The sequence below is a fragment of the Mycobacterium sp. NGS41 genome (genome assembly GCF_059812725.1).
In genome coordinates this window covers 15,919-30,547 of record NZ_JCALDF010000012.1, presented here as the reverse complement: position 1 = coordinate 30,547, position 14,629 = coordinate 15,919, and the positions used below count along the sequence as shown (strand labels likewise).

General features: G+C 65.7%; 13 protein-coding genes. 11 read left to right on the top strand and 2 right to left on the bottom strand.

Features of this window, described 5'->3' with window-relative positions:
• Window position 1 precedes the first annotated feature (1 nt).
• Both AC5Y21_RS13285 and AC5Y21_RS13280 read left to right on the top strand, forming a co-directional pair.
• Window positions 2-670: a hypothetical protein gene (locus AC5Y21_RS13285; RefSeq protein ID WP_499912917.1), complete on the top strand. Its 669-nt coding sequence runs from the start codon at window positions 2-4 to the stop codon at window positions 668-670.
• Window positions 667-879 (top strand): hypothetical protein, encoded by a 213-nt coding sequence (locus AC5Y21_RS13280; protein WP_499912916.1) that lies wholly within the window; start codon window positions 667-669, stop codon window positions 877-879. Before AC5Y21_RS13285 ends, AC5Y21_RS13280 begins: the two co-directional genes overlap by 4 nt.
• 515 nt (window positions 880-1,394) lie before the next feature.
• Here AC5Y21_RS13280 and AC5Y21_RS13275 read toward each other — a convergent pair.
• Together AC5Y21_RS13275 and AC5Y21_RS13270 are read right to left on the bottom strand one after the other, a co-directional pair.
• Complete coding sequence (locus tag AC5Y21_RS13275; RefSeq protein ID WP_499912915.1) at window positions 1,395-1,649, bottom strand: hypothetical protein; 255 nt, start codon at window positions 1,647-1,649, stop codon at window positions 1,395-1,397.
• Window positions 1,650-1,863: 214 nt separating this feature from the next.
• Complete coding sequence (locus AC5Y21_RS13270; RefSeq protein ID WP_499912914.1) at window positions 1,864-2,907, bottom strand: tyrosine-type recombinase/integrase; 1,044 nt, start codon at window positions 2,905-2,907, stop codon at window positions 1,864-1,866.
• A gap of 263 nt (window positions 2,908-3,170) precedes the next feature.
• On the opposite strand from AC5Y21_RS13270, the gene AC5Y21_RS13265 reads away from it, so the two are divergent.
• The 9 genes from AC5Y21_RS13265 (at window position 3,171) to AC5Y21_RS13225 (ending at window position 14,588) form a co-directional block, all read left to right on the top strand.
• A complete protein-coding gene (locus AC5Y21_RS13265; RefSeq protein WP_499913029.1) occupies window positions 3,171-4,853 on the top strand; it encodes an acyclic terpene utilization AtuA family protein in 1,683 nt (560 codons plus the stop codon).
• The gene (locus AC5Y21_RS13260) at window positions 4,850-5,998 is read left to right on the top strand and encodes an acyl-CoA dehydrogenase family protein (protein ID WP_499912913.1); all 1,149 of its coding nucleotides are present in this window, start codon (window positions 4,850-4,852) and stop codon (window positions 5,996-5,998) included. Before AC5Y21_RS13265 ends, AC5Y21_RS13260 begins: the two co-directional genes overlap by 4 nt.
• Complete coding sequence (locus tag AC5Y21_RS13255; protein ID WP_499912912.1) at window positions 5,995-7,590, top strand: acyl-CoA carboxylase subunit beta; 1,596 nt, start codon at window positions 5,995-5,997, stop codon at window positions 7,588-7,590. The genes AC5Y21_RS13260 and AC5Y21_RS13255 overlap by 4 nt, the downstream gene beginning before the upstream one ends.
• A gap of 5 nt (window positions 7,591-7,595) precedes the next feature.
• Window positions 7,596-9,578: an acetyl/propionyl/methylcrotonyl-CoA carboxylase subunit alpha gene (locus tag AC5Y21_RS13250; protein WP_499912911.1), complete on the top strand. Its 1,983-nt coding sequence runs from the start codon at window positions 7,596-7,598 to the stop codon at window positions 9,576-9,578.
• The gene (locus AC5Y21_RS13245; protein ID WP_499912910.1) at window positions 9,575-10,741 is read left to right on the top strand and encodes an acyl-CoA dehydrogenase family protein; all 1,167 of its coding nucleotides are present in this window, start codon (window positions 9,575-9,577) and stop codon (window positions 10,739-10,741) included. The genes AC5Y21_RS13250 and AC5Y21_RS13245 overlap by 4 nt, the downstream gene beginning before the upstream one ends.
• Complete coding sequence (locus AC5Y21_RS13240; RefSeq protein WP_499912909.1) at window positions 10,741-11,628, top strand: enoyl-CoA hydratase family protein; 888 nt, start codon at window positions 10,741-10,743, stop codon at window positions 11,626-11,628. Before AC5Y21_RS13245 ends, AC5Y21_RS13240 begins: the two co-directional genes overlap by 1 nt.
• 198 nt (window positions 11,629-11,826) lie before the next feature.
• Window positions 11,827-12,429, top strand: coding sequence for a DUF1707 SHOCT-like domain-containing protein (locus AC5Y21_RS13235; RefSeq protein ID WP_499912908.1), 603 nt, complete (start codon window positions 11,827-11,829; stop codon window positions 12,427-12,429).
• 133 nt (window positions 12,430-12,562) lie between these two features.
• Window positions 12,563-12,916 (top strand): hypothetical protein, encoded by a 354-nt coding sequence (locus AC5Y21_RS13230; RefSeq protein ID WP_499912907.1) that lies wholly within the window; start codon window positions 12,563-12,565, stop codon window positions 12,914-12,916.
• Complete coding sequence (locus tag AC5Y21_RS13225; protein ID WP_499912906.1) at window positions 12,897-14,588, top strand: alpha/beta hydrolase; 1,692 nt, start codon at window positions 12,897-12,899, stop codon at window positions 14,586-14,588. The genes AC5Y21_RS13230 and AC5Y21_RS13225 overlap by 20 nt, the downstream gene beginning before the upstream one ends.
• Window positions 14,589-14,629: the final 41 nt, after the last annotated feature.

Below are 14,629 nucleotides of genomic sequence, written 5' to 3'. Positions count from 1 at the left end.
GATGAAACCGCTACTGCTCATACTTTTCGGCCTGACGCTCACCCTGTGGCAGCTCTCAGCCGCCACGCCGCCGGCACACGCGGACTACTTCAACTATCCCTGCCAGCCGCCCGGCGTCGGCACCGGCGTCGACATCAACTTCATCGTCGATGCCAGCGGCCAGTTCTGCGACGGGCCAACAGAAATCAACCTCACGCATTACCACTGCGAATCCGGCGGAGCCAACGTTCAGGGCGGCGCATTCGCTTTCGCGCCAGCCGGCCCGCTGTCGCTGGGTGGTATCGGCGGCAATGGTATCGGCGGCAGCGGCCAAGGCTGTTCGTTTAGGTGTCCGGATAATACTGTTGCGCCACAACCTAACCCGCCATTCGTTTGGCAACATAGCTATATCGATGTAACGGCTATCATTGCCCGCGGGAAAGCCTTTTGCGTTCGCGAGGGGCATCTCATTGCGGCTGGCCCTACAAGTGAACTGGTGAGCCCTGACGAGGGTTTCCCCGACGACCGCACTAAGCCGTGGCAACAACCCGGTAATGTGCAGATGCCGCCGCTGAACCGGAATGCGCCGCCGAACGTACTGCCGGCTCCGCCGCAGACAGAAGGTGAAGTGCCGGTTCCTGTTCCGCTGCCCGCGTTGCCAGGATTGCCGGCGTTGCCGCCGTTGCCGTGAACCGCCTTGGCGAGGCCGCGATCCTCTGGCTCGTCATCGGATTCATCGTCATCCAGTGCGCCGTCGTGCTCGCCGTGTCATTCCTGCCTGACCGTTGGCAAAACCCCGACTGGCTCAGCCCCGGCTACTGGGTGGCCGTGAGCCCGCGCAAATGGGCGCAGGTGCAATGGTGGTCGCTGAAAAACAAGGCTCGCGCGCGCAGACGGTAGTCATCGCGTCCGGCTGGATCGCTTTGGCAGCTGTCGTCGTCTTCAACATCATCATCTGCTGGCACTACGTCGGTTAAAACGAAAGCCGCCCTCTCCTAGAATGGAGCGGGCGGCTTTTTTCGTCGTTTCCAGGTCTACAACCAGCGGATGCCGAATGTCATTGGCGTCCATCGGCAATCAGTTTTCTCACCGCAGCCAAGGCACAGCCACGAGCCCAGCTGCGGGCACTTGCCGATGCACTCGGTGCAGATGCTCGTTGTCTGCCCACTCAGGTCACACTCCGCCACCCACCAGATGCCGGTCCGTTCGAAATCCTCGCGCCCAAGCTCTAGTCGCCATTGCCCGTCATAGTCGGGACCGTTGTCCTCGACCTCACGTGTGCATGTCCAGCGGAATCGCTGTCCTATGATGGCTCGTGCCGCTGGCTTAAGGTCGTCTGTGCGTATTGGGTCGAAGGTGGCTTCAACTACGTCACCGGGAATCATTCATTTGCCTTCTAATCATTGGGTTAGTGGTCACGTAAGACTGGCGGCGACTTCGGCAACATGCTCGCTGACACCAGGAAGTCGGTTGATGCGCTCCAGTTCAGATCTCGCGAACTTCATAGCGTCGGCGTAGCCCGTGTGATAGCCACGGTCATATTCGGTGGCCGACCCGCGCAGCCTGTCACGGCGCTCGGCGATGCGGCGGTCTACCAGGCCGATACTCTCGGCGACCTGCTCCGCGACGCAGTAAAGCTGATTCTGCAAGATGTGAAACGCTCCGCCCATTGGCTTCCTTTCTATCCCAGGGCTCCTAATCGAACGGTTAACGGTCTGCGGCCAAATCGCTCACCGGCTGGCCGCCCACCGCATCAGTGCGCCGCTTGGGAAGCGATGCTCGTGTTCTTCGTGGACGCCGCTTAGATCGCAGTTGTAGCCCTCGCCGCTTCGTGCAGTGCAACGACGCATCTCGGCTTCATACCAGGGGCGGAGCGCGGTGACCTTATTCATCGCGTCCTCGACATCTGCCCGGTTTTGATCCCCAAGTTCGTTGCGGTGTCGGTAATGCAACAGCGACAAGATCGAATCCGCCGCGCACAATGCCTCTGCGATCTCTTGGTTTCCACTCACAGTTACCTCTCAGGCTGCTGATCTCTTGGTCACAGTGACGAAACTCCCTTACCCTGCTTAGACCGTTCCACGCCGCCGCATCAGCCACCGACCGCACCTCCCGCGCAGAAACAGCCGTGTATCTTTGCGTGGTTGCCACCGACGAGTGGCCCAACGCTTCCTGCACGGCCCGGAGATTGCCGGTGCCGGCGTAGCCGCGAGTCGCGAAGCGGTGCCGCAGCTTGTGCATGCTCCATCCGCGCGGCATCACCCGACTGACTAAGTCGCCAACATGTTCGGCGCTCATGTGTCCGTCGATGCGGCCGGGGAACACAAAGCCGCCTTCGGGTCGCGCCGCGGTGATCGCAGTCGCCAGCGATGGCGTAATCGGCACGACGCGCTGTTTGTTGCCTTTGCCGTGGACAATCAACTGCATTCCATCATTACCACTGATCAAGTCGTTAGTGTGCACCTGCGCCACCTCTGCTCGCCGTAGCCCTGCTTCCCCGGCGAGTCGCGCCATCAGCACCGTCCGACTGTCGGCGGTGTTGAGGATCTGCTGCCAGATGTCGTCGGTGGCCGGGCGTGGGGAGGCGACGGCGGCACGCACCTGTGGAAGCTCGAGCGTGGGATCTGTGTCGGCGATGCCTGCGTTCACGCACCACTTGTAGAAGGACATGAGGCTGGCGCGCATGCCGCGGCGGTGCTCGGCGGAATGACCGGGCTTACCGAGCACGATGATGAGGTCTGCGGCGGTGACGTCGCGCGGGTGTGCGGTGTCGAGCTTGCGGGCGGCGGCGCGGATGTGGGCGCGGCGGGTGCGGCGGGTCGCTGCGGAGCTTCCGGCGGCGATGAGATAGGTGAGCCAGCCTGTGATGGCCGCCTCCCAGGGTTCGGGCAGTGAATAGGTCAGGCTGTGCGCTCGCTCAGATGGCATGGACTTCACCCGTTCCCCCCTTCCGCGATTTTGAACATGCGTGTTGTCAAAACTCAGGTGACCCCTGGTTAAACCGTCGACACCAATAAACCTACTAACCGAAAGGTTAGCGGGTTTAGACAGGAAAGCTGTGCGTTTACCCAGGTGTCAATGCCTTTCTACGCGGCCTGCGGAACCAGGTAATCTACCGGTTGGTTGGTTTGATTGCCGCCACCGGTAGTCCCACTGAAGGGAGGACACGCGTGGCCCCATCGGCTGGTGCCGTGCGAATCGGGAACTGCTCGGGTTTCTACGGTGACCGGCTGTCGGCGATGCACGAGATGCTCACCGGCGGCGAACTCGACTACCTCACCGGAGACTATCTGGCCGAGCTGACAATGCTGATCCTCGGCCGCGACAAGATGAAGCACCCGGAGCGCGGCTACGCGAAGACCTTCCTGACGCAACTCGAAGCGTGCCTTGGCCTGGCGATTGACCGCGGCGTGCGCATCGTCGCCAACGCCGGCGGGCTGAACCCCGCCGGACTGGCCGGGGCGGTGCGGGATCTGGCGCAACGGCTGGGCGTCCCGGCCCGCATCGCGCACGTCGAAGGCGACGACCTGCTGCCGCGGGCCGCCGAACTGGGACTCGGCACCCCGCTGACGGCAAACGCCTACCTGGGTGGATGGGGCATCGCCGACTGTCTCAACGCCGGAGCAGACGTGGTGGTCACCGGCCGGGTCACCGACGCCTCGGTGATCGTCGGGTCGGCGGCCGCCCACTTCGGCTGGGGCCGTACCGACTACAACCAGCTGGCCGGCGCCGTGGTCGCCGGCCACATCATCGAATGCGGTGTCCAGGCCACCGGCGGCAACTTCTCCTTCTTCACCGAGGTCCCTGACCTGACCTACGCAGGGTTCCCGCTGGCCGAGGTCTACGCCGACGGCTCGTCGGTGATCACCAAGCACCCCGGCACCGGGGGCCTGGTCAGCGTCGACACGGTCACCGCCCAACTGCTCTACGAGATCACCGGCGGACGCTACGCCAACCCGGATGTGACGGCGCGGATGGACAGCATCCAGCTCGTTGCTGACGGCGCCGACCGGGTGCGCGTGAGCGGTGTGGTCGGCGAGCCGCCGCCGCCGACGCTCAAGGTGTCGCTGAACAGCATCGGCGGGTTCCGCAATTCCATGACGTTTGTGCTGACCGGCCTGGACGTCGAGGCCAAGGCGGACTTGGTGCGACGTCAACTCGAGGCCGCGCTGACGGTCAAGCCCGCCGAACTGGAATGGACGCTGGCCCGCACCGACCACCCCGACGCGGACACCGAGGAAGCCGCCAGCGCGTTGCTGCGCTGCGTGGTCCGCGATCCTGATGCCGCCAACGTCGGACGTCAATTCTCCTCAGCGGCAGTAGAATTGGCGCTTGCCAGCTATCCGGGATTTACCTCTACCGCCCCGCCGGGCGACGGACAGGTGTACGGCGTCTTCCAGCCCGGCTACGTCGATGCCGCGCAGGTACCGCACGTCGCCGTGCACGCCGACGGTGATCGCATCGAAATCCCCTGCGCCACAGACACTTTGGAGCTGACGCCCGCCGACCCACCGCCACTGCCGGAGCCGTTGCCAACCGGCCCGACCCGACGGGTGCCGTTGGGCCTGATCGCCGGGGCACGCAGCGGCGACAAAGGGGGATCGGCCAACGTCGGCGTGTGGGTCCGCACCGACGAGCAGTGGCGCTGGCTGGCCCACACCCTGACCGTCGAGCTGCTCAAAAAACTGCTGCCCGAGACGGCCGACCTCGAGGTCACCCGCCACGTGCTGCCCAACTTGCGGTCGGTGAACTTCGTCATCGAGGGAATCCTCGGTCAGGGCGTCGCCTACCAGGCACGCTTCGACCCGCAGGCCAAGGGGCTGGGCGAATGGTTGCGCAGCCGACACGTCGACATTCCGGAGAGCCTCCTATGAGTATCTGGACCACGCCGGAGCGCGAGCAACTGCGAAAGACGGTGCGCTCGTTCGCCGAACGGGAGATTTTGCCCAACATCGACGAGTGGGAACACATCGGCGACCTGCCGCGTGACCTGCACCGGCGGGCCGGTGCGGCGGGGCTGCTGGGCGCCAACTTCCCCGAAGCCGTCGGCGGCGGCGGCGGGGACGGCGCCGACGCCGTGGTCATCTGTGAGGAGATGCACCAGTCGGGTGCACCCGGAGGGGTGTTCGCGTCGCTGTTCACGTGCGGGATCGCGGTGCCGCACATGATTGCGGCCGGCGATGAGCGGCAGATCGACACGTATGTGCGCCCAACGCTGGCCGGCGAGAAGATCGGAGCCCTGGCCATCACCGAGCCCGGTGGCGGTTCGGACGTCGGGCACCTGCGCACCACCGCGGTACGTGACGGCGACGACTACATCGTCAACGGCGCCAAGACCTACATCACCTCGGGGGTCCGCGCCGACTACGTCGTTACTGCGGTGCGCACCGGAGGCCCTGGCGCAGCGGGGGTTTCGCTGCTGGTGGTCGACAAGGGCACGCCAGGCTTTGAGGTCAGCCGCAAGCTCGACAAAATGGGTTGGCGGTCCTCGGACACCGCCGAGCTGTCCTACACCGACGTGCGGGTGCCTGCGGCCAACCTCGTCGGCATCGAGAACAGCGGGTTCGCCCAGATCGCGCAGGCGTTCGTCGCCGAGCGCATCGGTCTTGCCGCCCAAGCGTATTCGAGCGCGCAGCGGTGCCTGGACATAACCGCGCAGTGGTGCCGCGACCGAGAGACGTTCGGCCGTCCGCTGATTTCGCGGCAGGCCGTGCAGAACACGCTCGCCGAGATGGCCCGCCGTATCGACGTGGCACGCGTCTACTCGCGCAGCGTGGTGGAACGCCAACTCGCCGGCGAGACCAACCTGATTACGCAAGTGTGCTTCGCGAAGAACACCGCCGTCGAAGCCGGCGAATGGGTGGCCAACCAAGCGGTCCAACTGTTCGGCGGCATGGGCTACATGGCCGAATCCGAAGTCGAACGCCAATACCGGGACATGCGGATCCTGGGCATCGGCGGCGGCACCACCGAAATCCTCACCGCCCTGGCCGCCAAACTGTTGGGATATCAATCGTGACTACGCTGCAGTCGACCCTCGACGCGACCGCCGACACCTACACTCAGGCGGCTGCGGCGGCGACATCACGGCTCGACGAGATCGACGCCGAACTGGCCAAAGCGATTGCCGGAGGCGGTCCCAAATACGTCGAGCGTCACCATGCCCGCGGCAAGATGACCGCGCGGGAACGCATCGAGCTGCTCGTCGATCCGGATTCGCCGTTCCTGGAACTGAGTCCGCTGGCAGCCTATGGCACCGCGTTCACAGTCGGCGCCAGTCTGGTTGTCGGCATCGGTGCGATCTCCGGTGTGGAATGCATGATCGTCGCCAACGACCCCACCGTCAAAGGCGGCACCAGCAATCCGTGGACACTACGAAAAATACTGCGGGCCAAGCAGATCGCGTTGCAGAACCGCCTGCCGGTCATTTCGCTGGTGGAGTCCGGCGGCGCGGACCTGCCCACGCAGAAGGAAATATTCATCCCCGGCGGGCAGATGTTCCGCGACCTGACCCGGTTGTCGGCGGCGGGCATCCCCACTATCGCGTTGGTATTCGGCAACTCCACCGCGGGCGGCGCCTACGTGCCAGGCATGTCGGATCACGTCGTGATGATCAAGGAACGTTCCAAGGTGTTCCTGGCGGGTCCCCCGCTGGTGAAGATGGCCACCGGCGAAGAATCTGACGACGAGTCACTGGGCGGCGCCGAAATGCACGCTCGCATATCGGGTTTGGCCGACTACTTCGCGGTCGACGAGCTTGACGCGATCCGGATCGGCCGTCGCATTGTGGCCCGGCTGAACTGGCGGAAGCTGGGACCGGACCCGAAGCCGGTAACTGCGCCGCTGTTCGACCAGAGCGAACTGATCGGCATCGTCCCGGCCGACCTGCGTATCCCGTTCGACCCGCGGGAAGTGATCGCCCGCATTGTCGACGGCTCCGAATTCGACGAATTCAAGCCGATGTACGGGTCGTCGCTGGTGACCGGATGGGCCCAGCTGCACGGCTACCCGTTGGGCATCCTCGCCAATGCGCGCGGCGTGCTGTTCAGCGAGGAGTCGCAAAAGGCCACGCAGTTCATTCAGCTGGCCAACCGTTCCGATACGCCACTGTTGTTCCTGCACAACACCACCGGCTACATGGTTGGCAAGGACTACGAAGAAGGCGGGATGATCAAGCACGGCTCGATGATGATCAACGCCGTGTCGAATTCGACCGTCCCGCACATCTCACTGCTGATCGGCGCATCCTACGGCGCCGGCCACTACGGAATGTGCGGGCGTGCGTACGAACCCCGGTTCCTGTTCGCCTGGCCGAGCGCCAAATCCGCGGTGATGGGTGGCGCGCAGCTGTCGGGCGTGCTGTCCATCGTGTCCCGGGCGGCCGCCGAGGCGCGCGGGCAGCAGGTCGACGAAGCGGCGGACGCCGCGATGCGCGCCGCGGTCGAGGGCCAGATCGAAGCTGAGTCGCTGCCGATGGTCCTATCCGGAATGCTCTACGACGATGGGGTGATCGACCCACGAGACACCCGAACCGTGCTGGGAATGTGTCTGTCCGCCATCGCCAATGGCCCGATCAAGGGAACGTCGAACTTCGGCGTCTTCCGGATGTGAGCCTTATGCCTGTGACTCGAGTACTGGTAGCCAACCGAGGCGAGATCGCCCGGCGGGTGTTCGCCACCTGCCGGCGGCTGGGTCTCGGTACCGTCGCTGTCTACACCGACCCGGATGCGGATGCGCCGCACGTCGGCGAGGCCGACGCGCGGGTGCGGCTGCCGCAGACCAATGACTATTTGAACGCCGAGGCGATCATCGCGGCGGCGTGCGCGGCCGGCGCCGACGCGGTGCATCCCGGCTACGGTTTCCTTTCGGAGAACGCGGAATTCGCGGCGGCGGTGCAGGACGCCGGCCTGACCTGGGTGGGCCCGCCGGTGGAGGCGGTGCGGGCGATGGGCTCCAAGATCGAGTCGAAGAAGCTCATGGCCGCGGCGGGCGTGCCGGTGCTCGACGAACTCGACCCCGACATCGTCACCGAGGCGCAGCTACCGGTCCTGGTCAAGGCGTCCGCGGGCGGCGGGGGCCGCGGGATGCGGGTGGTTCGCGAATTGTCAGCGCTGCCAGGCGAGGTCGCAGCGGCGCAGCGGGAAGCGCAGTCCGCCTTCGGTGATCCGACGGTGTTCTGCGAGCGCTACCTGCCCACTGGGCATCACGTCGAGGTTCAGGTCATGGCCGACACCCACGGAACCGTGTGGGCCGTCGGCGAACGCGAATGCTCGATCCAGCGCCGCCACCAGAAAATCATCGAGGAGGCGCCGTCGCCGCTGGTCGAGCGCATACCGGGCATGCGCGCCAAGCTGTTCGACGCGGCCCGGCTGGCCGCCGGCGCAATCGGCTACACCGGGGCGGGGACGGTGGAGTTTCTCGCCGATGACGATGGCGAGTTCTACTTCCTGGAGATGAACACCCGGCTGCAGGTCGAGCACCCGGTGACCGAGGAAACCACCGGCGTTGACCTGGTCGAGTTGCAGCTCGCGGTCGCCTCTGGCGGTCGGCTGGATGCCGAACCCCCTGCAGCCAACGGGTATTCGGTTGAGGCCCGGCTGTATGCCGAGGATCCCGCGCACGGTTGGCAACCCCAGGCCGGCCGGGTGCACACCATCGATGTGCCGTCGGTCCGGGGGGAGTTCTCCTCGCTGGAACAGCGCACCGGGATACGGCTGGACTCCGGAATCGTCGACGGCTCTACGGTGTCGATCCACTACGACCCGATGCTTGCCAAAGTCATCTCCTACGCCCCGACTCGCCGCCAATCGGCGCTGGTGCTGGCCGACGCGCTGGCCCGCACCCGTCTGCACGGCCTGCGGACCAACCGCGAGCTGCTGGTCAACGTGCTGCGACACCCGGCCTTCCTCGACGGCGCCACCGACACAGCATTTTTCGACACGCACGGCCTCGCGGAGCTGTCCGCGCCGCTGGCCGACACGACGACCGTGCGGCTATCGGCGATCGCCGCCGCGCTGGCCGACGCCGCCCACAATCGCGCAACGGCAACCGCTTTCGGTTCCATCCCCGGCGGCTGGCGCAACGTGGCGTCGGGCTATCAGGTCAAGACCTATCGCGACGATAGCGACACCGAGCACCATGTCCGATACCGGTTCAGCAGAACCGGATTGGCGCTCGCCGACGATCCGACGGTGCAACTGGTCTCGCTCGCTCCGGACCAGGTGGTGCTGGACGCCGACGGGGTGGCGTATCGGTTCCTGGTGGCGCAGTACGATCAGGATGTCTACGTCGATTCGCCCCGCGGTCCGGTCCACCTGGTCGCGCTACCCCGCTTCCCCGAGCCGGGTTCGGCCGTCGAACAGGGGTCTTTGGTGGCGCCGATGCCCGGCAACGTCATCCGGCTCGGCGCGGCCGTCGGCGATACCGTCACCGCCGGGCAAGCGCTCATCTGGCTTGAGGCAATGAAGATGGAGCACACCATCACCGCGCCGACCGACGGGGTGCTCACCCAGCTCAATGTCAGCACCGGCCAGCAAGTCGAAGTCGGCGCCGTGCTAGCGCGCGTGGAAGCGCCTGACCAAGAAGGAGATTCGAAATGACTGACACCAGATTCATCGAAAGCGAGGAGCGCCAGGCGCTGCGCAAGGCGGTAGCGGAGTGGGCGTCCAACTACGGTCCCGAGTACTACCTGGAGAAGGCGCGCAACCACCAGCACACCGACGAATTGTGGTCGGAGGCAGGAAAACTCGGCTTTCTCGGAGTGAATCTGCCCGAGGAGTATGGCGGTGGCGGCGCCGGCATGTACGAGCTGTCGCTGGTGATGGAGGAAATGGCAGCCGCGGGCTCCGCGCTCCTGCTGATGGTGGTCTCGCCGGCCATCAACGGCACCATCATCAGCAAGTTCGGCACCGACGAGCAGAAGAAGCGCTGGATCCCGCCCATTGCCGACGGGTCGCTGACGATGGCTTTCGCGATCACCGAGCCCGACGCCGGATCCAACTCGCACAAGATCATCACCACCGCCCGCCGTGACGGTAGCGACTGGATTCTCAAGGGCCAGAAGGTCTTCATCTCCGGTGTCGACCAAGCTCAGGCCGTGCTGGTGGTGGCCCGCACTGAGGAGGCCAAGACCGGCAAGCTGCGCCCGGCATTGTTTGTGGTGCCCACCGACGCGCCCGGTTTCACCTACACCCCGATCGAAATGGAGCTGGTGAGCCCCGAACGTCAATTCCAGGTGTTCATAGACGATGTGCGGCTGCCCTCTGACGCGCTCGTCGGAGCCGAGGACGCTGCTATCGCACAGCTTTTCGCGGGCCTGAACCCCGAACGCATCATGGGGGCGGCGAGTTCGGTGGGCATGGGACGCCTGGCACTGTCGAAGGCCGTCGACTACGTCAAGACCCGCAAGGTCTGGTCCACTCCGATCGGCGCGCACCAGGGCCTGTCACATCCGTTGGCGCAGTGCCACATCGAGGTCGAGCTCGCCAAGCTGATGATGCAGAAGGCCGCGTCGCTTTACGACAGCGGTGACGACGTCGGCGCCGCCGAGGCGGCCAACATGGCCAAATACGCTGCGGCAGAAGCGGCGAACCGGTCCGTCGACCAAGCCGTGCAGTCGATGGGCGGCAACGGGCTGACCAAGGAGTACGGAGTGGCGGCGATGATGACCTCCGCCCGACTGGGCCGGATCGCACCGATCAGCCGCGAAATGGTGCTGAACTTCGTCGCGCAGACATCGCTGGGTCTGCCGCGAAGCTACTGATGGACACCCTCGTTGAGTACGCCGGCCCCGCCGAGTGCGGAGGCCCGGTCGCCCGGCTGACGCTCAACTCGCCGCACAACCGCAACGCGCTTTCCACCGGGCTCGTCACTCAACTTCATCAGGGATTGCGCGACGCCGCCGCGGACCCGGCGGTGCGGGTGGTGGTGCTGGGGCACACCGGCGGCACCTTCTGCGCCGGGGCCGACCTGAGCGAGGCCGGCGGCGACGCGCGTGGCGATCGCGAGGGCGGCGCAGCCGGTCGCTGGGGGCACCCCCAGCCGCGGAGCGGCAAGGGGGACGGGTCGCCACCATCGGCATACGAGTTGGCCGTGGCGCGAGCCCGCGAGATGACCACGTTGTTGCGCGACATCGTCTCGTCGCCGCTGCCGGTGATCGGCGCCGTCAACGGGCAAGTTCGGGCCGGCGGGTTTGGTTTGATCGGCGCGTGCGACATGGTGGTCGCCGGTCCACGCAGCACCTTCGCGCTGACCGAGGCGCGCATCGGCGTCGCACCGGCGATCATCTCGCTGACGCTGCTGCCCAAGATGTCGTCGCGGGCCGCGTCCCGTTACTACCTGACCGGCGAGAAATTCGACGCGCGTACAGCAGCGGAGATCGGGCTGATCACGATGGCGGCCGACGATGTGGACGCCGCGGTTGCCGCGCTGGTCGCCGACGTCGGCAAAGGGTCACCACAGGGCCTTGCCGCGTCGAAGGCGCTCACCACGGCAGCGGTGCTCGAGGGTTTCGACCGCGACGCCGAACGCCTGACCGAAGAGTCGGCCCGGCTGTTCGTGTCCGAGGAAGCCCGCGAAGGCATGCTCGCGTTCTTGCAGAAGCGGCCCCCGAGTTGGGCGGCTTCCCCAGCTGACAATGCCGGGCGCTGACAAGCGCCCGAGTGGGAAGCGGCCCGTCAAACTTTGCTCGCTGACCGTGCACGGCGCTGACATCTGGGGCCCGAGAGGCCGCCCATCAAACATTGCGGCGGCTAGTAACCCGCCGTTGACCTGCCGCAATGCGACGCGGAGGTTGCAGTTTAGCCAACCCCCTTGCCGTAAGACCTGGACGTCGTACGCTCGTGGGTAATGAGCAACCCCGCTCCACGTGACACAAGGGACGCGCGTGACGCAACGTCGCGCGCGGGTGACACCGATCGCATTATGCTCGCGCAATTGCTGGCCTATGCGGCCGAGCAAGGCCGGCTGCAGCTGAACGACTACGAAGACCGGCTTACCAAAGCGTATGCCGCCACCACGTACGAGGAACTGGATCGGCTCAGGGCAGACCTGCCGGGGGTACCGATAAACCAGCGCCGCGGCGGCAAACCCAATCCGGCGCCCTCGACGCTGCTGCTGGCCCTGCTGAGCGGGTTCGAGCGGCGCGGCCGTTGGAATGTGCCGAACAAGCTGACCACTCTCACGCTCTGGGGCAGCGGCGTGCTGGATCTGCGCTATGCGGACTTCACGTCGACCGAAGTCGAGATTCATGCGTATTCGATCATGGGTATGCAGAACATCCTGTTGCCGCCGGAGGTCAACGTCGAGATCCACGGCCGCGGGGTGATGGGCGGCTTCGACCGCAAAGTTTTGGGCGAAGGTGTCCGGGGCGCCCCGACAGTGAAGATCCGCGGCTTCTCGTTCTGGGGCGGCGTGGGTATCAAGCGCAAAGCCCGCCGACCCCACAAGTAGCCCCGGCGAGCAGGGCCACCTTTCCCTGGCGAGCAGACGCAAAAGCCCCTGAAAACCAACGTTTTTGGGGGCTTTTGCGTCTGCTCGGCACACTGAGTGGCCGCGCACCTGGGTGCGTGTAATACTCCGCCCGATGCACCCGAGAATTGTTATGCCGCAAGGCTTGCGGGCGATTCCTGATGCGTTGTCCCGCATTGGCAACGAGCTGGCCGATCACGGGGAGTCATTGCTGGCCTTACAGCAGTCCTGCCACGGCACCGCCGAGGGCGCGCAGCGGGGATGGGTCGGGCGGTCGGCGCGCGCGTTGTCTGGATTGCTCGATTGGTGGACCACGATCAGCACCGCCCACATCGCCCGCTTCGGCGAGCATTCCTGCGGCATGCACTTCGCCGCCGCGGGGTTCCGCCGGATGGAACAGCGCAACACCGCAGCCCTAGCCGAGATGAGGACCGCGGGGAAACCCGGCGATGACGCTGACCCTGGCTGATATCGAACGCTGGGATCCCGCTGCGATTACAGCCGTGTTCGAGGCGGCGATCAAACGGGCCCACGGTACGCGCGTGGCGTCGGCGGCGCTGAGCGATACCATGCGGCTGCTCGACTTCGGCGGTGACGCCGCTGATGCGGCACATCTGGCCACCCACCGCACCACGGTTTTCCTCGACACACACGCCGACGCCTGCGAGGCGGTGGCACGCGCCGCGGAGAGGTCGGTCGAGGAGATCGCCGCGATCAAGTCGCGGCTGGAGGCGATCTGCCAGACCGCGCGGGATCATCACCTGACGATCGACCACGCCACCGGCACCGTTTTCCCACCAACCGACTTGCCGTCATTCTCCGCCGCCGTTCGCGGCAGGATCCGCGCGGCGCAGTTCGAGCTGATGGAAAGCATCACCAGCCTGGTGGCCGATGCTGAGCGCGCCGACGAGGACCTCGCCGCAGCGATTCGCGGCGCCGACGGCGACCTGTCCGCCGAGCAGGTCAACGCCCAAATCACCCATGCCCCAGCAGTAATGCCGCAGCTGCCCCCGTCGGGCAGCGATCCCGCAGCGGTCAACAAGTGGTGGCATTCGCTGACGCCGGGTCAGCAAGATCGGGCCAAAGAGTGGTTGGGCAATTCCCTTCGCAACCTCGACGGCATCCCCACCGATGTCCGCAGCGAACTCAATGTGCCTGTGCTGCAACGCGAAATCGAACGGCTGAAAAACGGGTGGCTCAACGCCAACGGCTTGCACACCAACCCGGAGAAGTTCGCGGATCTGACTGCGCTGCAACACGCTTTAGCCGCGCAATCGGACGCACGCCTGATTCTGCTGGACACCGACGGCAATCCGCGCAAAGTGCTCGCGGCGATCGCTATCGGCGACGCCGACAATGCCGAACGTGTCGGCGTTACCGTGGGCGGCCTCAACACCCGGGTCAGCTCCAGCGTCGGGCAAATGGTGCGCGAGGCCCACGCACAACGCGACAAAGCAAGCGAGCTGCGGAGATTGGCGGGCCGGCCCGACTACGACGCTGTGGCGTCCGTGGTGTGGCTGGGGTATGACGCACCGGACAGCCTCACGGATGTCACCAGTATCGGGCTGGCCCGCAGGCACGCGGGATCGCTGAACCACTTTTACAAAGCGCTCGCGGCGACCAGCAGCATCGCCGATCAGCACATCACCGCCTTCGGTCACTCCTACGGGTCTCTGGTGACCAGCCTGGCGTTGCAGCAGGGCGCGCCGGTGAGCGACGTCGTCCTGTACGGCTCCCCCGGCATCGAACTCACCGACGCGGCGCAGCTGGGTGTCCGCCCTGGGCATGCCTACTACCTGATCGGCGCCAACGACCATGTGGCCGACGTGATTTCAGAGTTCGGCCTCTTCGGGCGCACACCGCAGGACGTGTCCGGCATGACCGAGCTGTCGACCAGTACCGGAGTGGCCCTGGGCGGTCGGTACGGAGATGGCCAAGTTCACGAGCGGGCGTACGGCCATTCTGAATACCCGCGCACCGGAAGCAACGGGGAACTCCGCATGAGCGCCTACAACATGGCGGGGGTGCTGGCCGGACTGCCCGACGACCTCATAACGCCGCGCGCGGTAGGCGTGGACAGGATTCCTGGTGGATCGGGACCGTACGAACTGCCGCCCGCGCCGCCGCAACACCAGCTATGACCGCGACATACTGACAGCGAGCAGACGCAAAGTCGCCCAAA

Coding starts and splice junctions, on each gene's coding strand:
- AC5Y21_RS13285 (WP_499912917.1), top strand. CDS start 2: ATGAAACCGCTACTGCTCATACTTTTCGGCCTGACGCTCACCCTGTGG.
- AC5Y21_RS13275 (WP_499912915.1), bottom strand. CDS start 1,649: ATGGGCGGAGCGTTTCACATCTTGCAGAATCAGCTTTACTGCGTCGCG.
- AC5Y21_RS13270 (WP_499912914.1), bottom strand. CDS start 2,907: ATGCCATCTGAGCGAGCGCACAGCCTGACCTATTCACTGCCCGAACCC.
- AC5Y21_RS13260 (WP_499912913.1), top strand. CDS start 4,850: ATGAGTATCTGGACCACGCCGGAGCGCGAGCAACTGCGAAAGACGGTG.
- AC5Y21_RS13250 (WP_499912911.1), top strand. CDS start 7,596: ATGCCTGTGACTCGAGTACTGGTAGCCAACCGAGGCGAGATCGCCCGG.
- AC5Y21_RS13245 (WP_499912910.1), top strand. CDS start 9,575: ATGACTGACACCAGATTCATCGAAAGCGAGGAGCGCCAGGCGCTGCGC.
- AC5Y21_RS13240 (WP_499912909.1), top strand. CDS start 10,741: ATGGACACCCTCGTTGAGTACGCCGGCCCCGCCGAGTGCGGAGGCCCG.
- AC5Y21_RS13235 (WP_499912908.1), top strand. CDS start 11,827: ATGAGCAACCCCGCTCCACGTGACACAAGGGACGCGCGTGACGCAACG.
- AC5Y21_RS13230 (WP_499912907.1), top strand. CDS start 12,563: ATGCACCCGAGAATTGTTATGCCGCAAGGCTTGCGGGCGATTCCTGAT.
- AC5Y21_RS13225 (WP_499912906.1), top strand. CDS start 12,897: ATGACGCTGACCCTGGCTGATATCGAACGCTGGGATCCCGCTGCGATT.